A 7,703-nucleotide genomic window follows, 5' to 3' on the forward strand; every position below is an offset into this window, starting at 1 on the left:
TTCTAAAGCAATAAAATAGGCCTGGATTTCTCCAAGGCCTATTTACCATTTAATAGCTTTTCACCAAATTATATAGGTCATCTTTCGTTAATGGACCTTTATAATGTTCTCTTATGATTCCTTCTTTATCAATGATAAAGGTTTCTGGTTGGCCCGTGACACCAAATTGATCCTTTATGTCCATTTTATAATCAAATAGGTAAGTAGAAGAGGTGTTATGTTTTTCAACGAACTTTTTAACCCGATCCCTTGTTTCACCAAGATCAATAATTAATAGTTTCACTTCAACGCCATACTCCTGTTCGAACGCTTCAAGCTCAGGTGCTTCATCCACGCATGGACCGCACCAAGTCGCAAAAAAATTAACCACAACGACCTGACCATCATAATCAGAGAGGCTTTGCAGTTTCCCATCTAAATCCTCTAGTTGGAAATCTGGCGCTTTCTCTCCAAGTCCAATTGTCTCACCCTTATCCAAATTTAAAATAAAATAAGTGAATGCACCGACAACGAGTAGCATAATTAGTATTCTTGTCCATTTATTATTCATCGGCTGCCCCCTTATCCCACAAATCGACTGAGATTCTGTTTGACCTGCACAAGATGCTCTTTATAGGCGAGCAGTTTCGCGGAATACTCCTCGTCTGGCAAGTTCCCAACTGCATGCTGTTCCTCTAGTTCAATAATTTTGTCCATTATCGCATTTTGTCGGGCAAGGAGTTGTTTAAATTCTGACTCTTCCTTGTCTGCAATTAGCCTTTGGTCTGCTATACGATTCTTCCATCTAAAGTAAACAAAATAACCTACACCAGCCACAAGAATAACCCCAAGAATAATCATTAAGATATGGGGGTCAAATTTCTTTAGTGGAGACTGATTCCATAGTCTGATATGTCCTGGATTATGGAAATCTGGTGAAGTTCTGGTTACAGAACTGGTAACTTGCTCACTACTTCCATCAGTCTGAGTAATTGCTTGAGTATTTTCATCTGTTCCATCTACTGATGCTTCCGCTGCTGGTTGTGCATCTTTAAGATAGGAAAACTTTATTTCCTGTCCAGGTTTAATATTTAGGACGTTATACATCCAATAAGTTTGACTATCTATGGATATCTGTTGTGGAGCCGATATTTCTGCTTCAGAAAATTGTAGGCTCCCTTTCCCTTCAGGAACTAGAATTTGAAGAACTTCTAAGGGATAATCTAAGGGAAAGACAATTGGAACACCCGAAGGTATTTGATAACTATATGAAATAATTTGGGATTCAGCCGCAGGAATTGGTAAAGTGGTACTAAAGCCCTTATTAGATACTTTCATTCCTAGGTTCTTATCCTGAACCTGCAAATTGAGTGCCCCTAAGGGAAGCTGTATAGAAATCACTCCCTCATGGCTTTCCTCCCCATCATACTCTTGATTACCCATATTGGAATAATTGGCCATGTGCTGCAGGTTTAGATTTCCATCTTCTAGCGGATCAACTACTATATAGTGCATATCCACCTTAATTGATTCATCTAAAGCATACACACTTGTAAAAGGAAGAAATAATAAGGAGAGAAGTAAAACTGCCATTCTCTTCATTTAATTCTCTCCTTTTCTGTTTTGATACTTGCTCGTGGCTGCCTCAATTTCTCGTTCAACTTCCGCCATTAGGTTTTTATCTAATTTGGTAGTGGTTTGCTGTTGTTCATCCTTCATGATTTTAGCCACTTGGTTTTCATATTGCTTTTTCAGCTGAAAATAATCCGTATCAGACAGCTTATTCATTTTATGTTCAAACTCTAATTCATTTAATGTTGTCAATAATACTTCCTTGGAATTGACAGATGCCTCACCTTCTACTTGTTTGTTGAAATAAGCATCCCACGTAAAATAAGGAGCGGTTACAAGAAACATACAGATAAGTGCTAGAAGTGCTGTAAAAATCATTGAGATGATTGAAATCTCTGCCATCACGTTCACATCCTAAAAATACTTTTTCCGTTCTTCATCAATTATAGAAGAGAGGATTTCTTCTTCCACCTCGTCTTTTACGTTCATTTCTTCATTAGATGTTTGTATTTCCCCACTTCTTCTAGTCCATCTGCGGACAAGAAAGAACACCCCAGTTCCTGCTCCACCTAATGTTACAAACGGAAGCACCCAGGCGGTTAAACTAAATCCTTTCTTTTCTGGGGCAGTAAGTATTTCCTCCCCAAGGGTCTCAACGTAGTACTCACGGATTTCATCCTTATCCATCCCTTTGTTCATCATTTCGATGAGGTCGGCTTTAAAGGCATCTGTATTTGTACACCCCGCCATGTCACAGGCGTAGTGGTCTTGTCCACAGCCACAAGTACACATAAATTGCGATGCCACAGCTTTAAATTCTGCCGATTTGTAGTCATACTGCTGCTGTGTTTCAGTAGCATGGGTCTGAAGCAAAAAAGATTGAAGTCCAAACAAAAGAATGAGCATTACAATCGGGATTTTTTTGTTCACCTTATGCCACCTCTTTCATAACTCCGGTGTATTTTGGCGTGATATTTTGATATCTTCCAGTCCAGATAGCAAAAACTGAACCAATGACAACCATAATAGATCCAATCCACAACCAGCTAATCATCGGATTCACTTTAATGATAAAGGTTGCCGTTCCATTTTCATCCCACGTACTAAGAACCATGTACAAGTCTTCTGCGATTGAACTATGAAGTGCTACTTCAGTAGAAGGTTCGTCCCAATTTCCGTAGAAGACTTTTTCAGGTTGGAACACACCTAGTCGTTTTCCATCTTTGAAGACGGTGAGATCGGCATAAACAATATCGTTAATACCCTCTGCCCGCTGTTCTAACCGCTCATACGTAATCCGATAATCTTTAATGTCTATTGACTCGCCTATATCGAGAGTTTTCATCGTTTCCATATCATAATTCTGAGAACCAATAATGCCCATCGTAATAAAGGCAATACCGATATGAACAATATAGCCCCCATACCGCCGTCTATTCTTTGTCATTAACTTGTACAGGGCAATTGGCACTGGCTCTTTCGTCATCTTTCTTCGTGCTTTAACCCCACGATAAAACTCAAGATAATGGGTGACAAATAGGAAGATGATTACTCCATAGCCGATAACAGCCCATGCCTTTTGAATCCCAAGGGTGACCATCAAAATCATCCCGATTACACTAAGAACTGCTGGAATTAGAAAGTTCTTTCTTAGGTTTTTTGCAGATGAGCGCTGCCATGCAAGTAATGGACAAACCGCCATCACAAACATCATTGTTAGTAGAATCGGTGCCTGAACTGTATTAAAAAATGGAATCCCTACTGTAACCTTAGTGCCCCGAACCGCTTCTGAAACAAGCGGGAAAATCGTTCCCCAAAATACTGCGAATGCTGCACCAACAAGGAGTAAATTATTAATCAAAAAGCTACTTTCCTTCGAAACATAGGATGTGAATTCCCCTGCACTTCTTTTCAATAAATGATAACGACTCATTAAGACATAGATTGCACCTACGACTATCACACCCATAAAAATTAAAAAGTACATTCCTAAATCTGAATCTCCGAATGCATGAACGGATGTTAAAACACCACTCCGAACAAGGAATGTACCAAAGAGTGTCAAAGCATAAGAGAGAATGATTAATGAAATATTCCAAACCTTTAACATGTTCTTACGTTCCTGAATCATCACCGAGTGAAGGAAAGCGGTAGCCGTAAGCCAAGGCATGAACGAAGCGTTTTCCACTGGATCCCAAGCCCAATAGCCGCCCCAACCAAGTTCAACATAAGCCCATTGCCCTCCAAGGATATTTCCTAATGTTAAAAACAGCCAGGCAATAATAGTCCATCTTCTAGTCATTTTGATCCAGAAATCATCGACATTTTTAAGGATCAATGCAGCCATTGCAAAGGCAAACGGTACGGCCAAACCAACATACCCCAAATACAATGTAACCGGATGAACAATCATCCCTGGGTTTTGGAGCATTGGGTTCAGTCCTCTACCTTCAGCTGGAACATAATCAAGAAGCGCAAATGGTCTGGAGACAAACCCCAAAATGATAAAAAAGAATAAAGTGTTAATAAGTAGGATCGACGAGATATAAGGCACCATGGGGTTCCCCTGCATTTTTCGAGAGACAACAATCATCGCCGTATACATCGTTAAAAAGAAACTCCATAGCATTAATGAACCTGAATTTCCTGCCCATAATGCTGCTAGTTTATAAAATAACGGAAGCTCACTGCTCGTATAATTACTCACATATTCATACTGGAATTGAGAAGTGGCTAACAGGTAGAGCATGACAGCATTTGCAACAGCCATACAAATAAATACAGCAATTACGCCGCCCTTACCACTATTGATTAGGGTCTGTTTCTTTATTTTTATCCCAATAATAAAAACAAGAATAGAATAAATGGTTAGAGCAAGGCCGATATATATGGATGCATTTCCAAGTAAGTACATTTTGTCACCTTCTTATAGTTGTTAGCCGTTTACTCTTCACTTGAAGGTTCACCCAGCTTCTCTTTATGGAACTCAGGATCATAGTCTTCCATGTCTTCTCCTTCATATTTTGAAGGACATCTCGTTTGGACTGATTCAGCATTGAACGTATTTTCCTCGCCTAAATAACCCTGCAAGATTGCTATTACTCCTTCAGAGAAGTTATCCGGCCTAACGCCTTCATAAACAACATGCATGGTATGCCCCTCTTCGTCCTGAACATCGAACTTAAGTACAATGTCATCTGCATTCCAGTCAATCGATTCTTCAATTAATAATCCTTCTACTGTGACAAAATCGTCTTTATGTTTTTCCTGATTTTCGAGAAGTTCTTTTAAAGGGAGTTCGATACCGCTAGATGCGGGAGTAGCGGCCATAAGAAGAATCAAAATTGCTGCTGCAATGGCAAGCCCAGCCATCGTCATAATTGTATTTTTCTTCATTCATCTCACCTCTTTAAATTAATTTTTTCATTCTTTCTTCGTAGGTTTTTTCATCAATCTTTCCGGTCATCAGTTTATTTCGCAAGAGTTTTTTTTCTTCATCTAAGCTTTTGACTGAGGCTGAAGAAGTTCGGGCTCCTTTCTTACTTGTATTCCTACCATTACTTGAAACATTTGAAGAGTATTTTGATTCTTTGGCCCCTCTCAATCCAAAGAAGACAAATGCTCCTGCAATGCAAATTGAAAGGCCAATTATAAAGGCACCAGCTGTTCCGATGATTGGTTGATTTTCACTTGTACTCAACCCATTGTTTCCTACCTGATCCGTCGCCGTTAATCCGGCATGAGTACCATCTTCAGGTGTTTGTTTGCTAATAATTGATAATGTAGACTCATTCCCCTCTTTTTTATAAGAGGTGGAATAGCTAACTGGTTCTCCTTTGAGGACATCTGTATATTGATAAAGGTGAAGCTCTTGCCCGTAATCCGTACCGGTAACATTCTGCGCTTTAGGATCAAGAGTAAATTCAGTAGAGTTCATAGGGTTATAGAAAATGATATCTAGCTTTTCAACACTTGCTTCCGGTATGAATTGAAAATCGAACTTCTTTTCTGTATCAGTTACAGCGATTGGATTTGAGTAATACTCAATCACAAATTGATAAGAGCTCCCTTGCTTGATGACTTCTGCGGGCTTCCATATCAAAGTGTTTTTTGCTTTGTTTAATTCGTACGGTCTTTGGACTTCCGACTGATTGTCAGCGGGAAATTCAGCAACAAGATACACCTGAAAATCCTTGTCACTTAACGGAACCGGAAATTCAAGCTCCCCAGAGTAGTCCTGCCCACTATTATTAGTAATTGTCCCGTAAAAGGCATTTAAAAGGCTGGGTTTGTCCTCCGGCCACCCCTCTGGATAATCAAACTCGGGCATCACCTGGATACTTAATTCTTTATATGGGAAATCCTCTGCCCGATATTCTCCTTCCGCCTGCGCGTGGTGTAAAAAGATACTGCCTCCAATTATTACTGCCATAATCACTGACAGCCATTTTTTTAACATAGTGAACCTCCTTAAGTTCCAATTGTTTCCTGTTTACTATAGTTTCTATTAATTTTAACTATAGATGGAAAACTAGAATCATCGTTAATGGAGTTTTGAACATTTTGTTACCCAAACCAAATCTTATTTTTTTTGTCAAAAATTGCACAAAAAGTATTCATTTTTTTTGATTATTACCTGTGGGGTATTTGCAGACGATTCAACATGTACTATTAGATTTAGCTCTCTTCTTAAACTTTGTTGTTTTGGGATATAAAGTAGAACGACTTAAGCATCATTACAGCAAAGTGGAGATTTACATATGAGGGAAGTGCTTGAAAATATACTAAAACGCACCAAATTAGTTTATCTTTAGCTAAAATCGGCTTAGGTAGTAAAATTGGCTTTAAGATTTTTGCATTTTTAACAACAATCCTTACGCAAACACCCTACGATTTTGACATAAATTATCCATAACTTTTATGAGAATAATAAGGTAAAATACCTATATGCGTATTTAAAGGAGGAAAATGAAGTGAAAAAATATATAATTGTGTTTTTTGCTATATTTCTTTTGGTAGGCTGTACAGGTGTAGGGTCTTATCAAGATGTATCAGTTGATGAGGCAAAGGAATTGATTGCTAGCGGGGAAGTAAAAGTATTAGATGTCCGTACAGATGAAGAATTTTCAGCCGGACACATACCTGGTGCACAGTTAATTCCGCTTCAAGTCATTGACGGAAAACTATCTGAATTGGATAAGAACACCAAGTATCTAGTCGTCTGTAGGAGTGGCAATCGTTCTGCCCAAGCAAGTACCCTTCTTGCAGAAAATGGTTTTGAAAACATTTATAATATGACTGGTGGCATGAACGAATGGACTGGGGAGATTAATTACTAAGGCTCTTTTCACACACTTTGTTGCTTTCAGAACTTAATAAAAAAGGCCTGCTTACTATTATAAACTGTACCCTATAGAGTAGACATGTAAAAAAAGTCTACCTATGGGGTACTTTTTTGTATAATTAAGAAACACAACTAGAGAATGACAAAAGGGACTGGGGAACTTATGAGTAAAAAGACTTTTACAGAGAAAGAGATTAAACAATTAGCAGCTAATAAATACGTTAAATCTGTTAGTTCAAAAGGTATAACTTATACTGATGAATTCAAGGGAATATTTATTGCGGAGAAAGAGAAAGGCAAGTTTGCCAGAGGAATATTTGAAGAATGTGGGCTTGATTCAAAAGTTTTGGGGATAGAGAGAATTAGGTCAGCTAGTAAGAGATGGCAAAAAGCTTACAATGTTAATGGAATTGATGGTTTACGTGATACTAGACCAGGAAATTCAGGGCGGCCTAGGGAAAAGGAACTTACACTAGAGGGGCAAAATGCCCGCTTATCGGCACAAATCAACTTACTCAAGGCGGAAAATGAACTGTTAAAAAAGATTCGTTTTGCGGAAAGGGGGCTGAAGAAGTAATCCTTCCTCCTTGCCAAAAGTTTATTCTAATTCGTACTGTAATTGAAAAATATCAATTAAAACATATGGTGAGCTATTTATGCACAATAGCGGGTGTTTCCAGAAGTGGTTATTATAATTATTTCTCAGAGGAATCACAGAAAAAAAGAAAACAAAAAGAGGAAAAGGATCTAGTCGTAAAAGGGATTATCTTAAAAGCCTTCCATTTCAAAAATCGGAAGAAAGGGGCAC

At 38.5% G+C, this 7,703-nt stretch carries 8 protein-coding genes and 1 pseudogene; 2 read left to right on the forward strand and 7 right to left on the reverse strand.

What is annotated here, in order from left to right:
• Positions 1-49 precede the first annotated feature (49 nt).
• From BMX30_RS10800 to BMX30_RS10830, 7 genes are read right to left on the reverse strand one after another with little or no spacing between them, the layout of a single operon-like run.
• On the reverse strand, positions 50-550 hold the full coding sequence (locus BMX30_RS10800) for a TlpA family protein disulfide reductase (RefSeq protein WP_090744924.1): 501 nt from the start codon (positions 548-550) through the stop codon (positions 50-52).
• A gap of 11 nt (positions 551-561) precedes the next feature.
• A complete protein-coding gene (locus BMX30_RS23925) occupies positions 562-1,581 on the reverse strand; it encodes a COG1361 family protein (protein ID WP_244532556.1) in 1,020 nt (339 codons plus the stop codon).
• Entirely contained in the window at positions 1,582-1,953 is a 372-nt protein-coding gene (locus tag BMX30_RS10810; protein ID WP_090744927.1) for a hypothetical protein, read from the reverse strand. It lies immediately after the preceding gene.
• Between the two features lie 12 nt (positions 1,954-1,965).
• On the reverse strand, positions 1,966-2,481 hold the full coding sequence (locus BMX30_RS10815; RefSeq protein WP_244532557.1) for a cytochrome c-type biogenesis protein: 516 nt from the start codon (positions 2,479-2,481) through the stop codon (positions 1,966-1,968).
• A gap of 1 nt (position 2,482) precedes the next feature.
• Entirely contained in the window at positions 2,483-4,465 is a 1,983-nt protein-coding gene (locus BMX30_RS10820; protein WP_090744930.1) for a heme lyase CcmF/NrfE family subunit, read from the reverse strand.
• Positions 4,466-4,494: 29 nt separating this feature from the next.
• Positions 4,495-4,947, reverse strand: a complete 453-nt coding sequence (locus BMX30_RS10825; RefSeq protein ID WP_090744933.1) for a cytochrome c maturation protein CcmE — start codon at positions 4,945-4,947, stop codon at positions 4,495-4,497.
• A 13-nt stretch (positions 4,948-4,960) separates the two neighbouring features.
• Positions 4,961-6,010 (reverse strand): hypothetical protein, encoded by a 1,050-nt coding sequence (locus tag BMX30_RS10830; RefSeq protein ID WP_090744935.1) that lies wholly within the window; start codon positions 6,008-6,010, stop codon positions 4,961-4,963.
• A gap of 514 nt (positions 6,011-6,524) precedes the next feature.
• Here BMX30_RS10830 and BMX30_RS10835 point away from each other — a divergent pair.
• Both BMX30_RS10835 and BMX30_RS10840 read left to right on the forward strand, forming a co-directional pair.
• Positions 6,525-6,890, forward strand: a complete 366-nt coding sequence (locus tag BMX30_RS10835; protein WP_090744938.1) for a rhodanese-like domain-containing protein — start codon at positions 6,525-6,527, stop codon at positions 6,888-6,890.
• Between the two features lie 144 nt (positions 6,891-7,034).
• Positions 7,035-7,703: pseudogene (locus BMX30_RS10840) on the forward strand (HTH domain-containing protein); the annotation flags it as partial.

It is taken from the genome of Mesobacillus persicus, assembly GCF_900109925.1.
In the GTDB taxonomy this organism is placed as follows: Bacteria; Bacillota; Bacilli; order Bacillales; family Cytobacillaceae; genus Mesobacillus_B; species Mesobacillus_B persicus.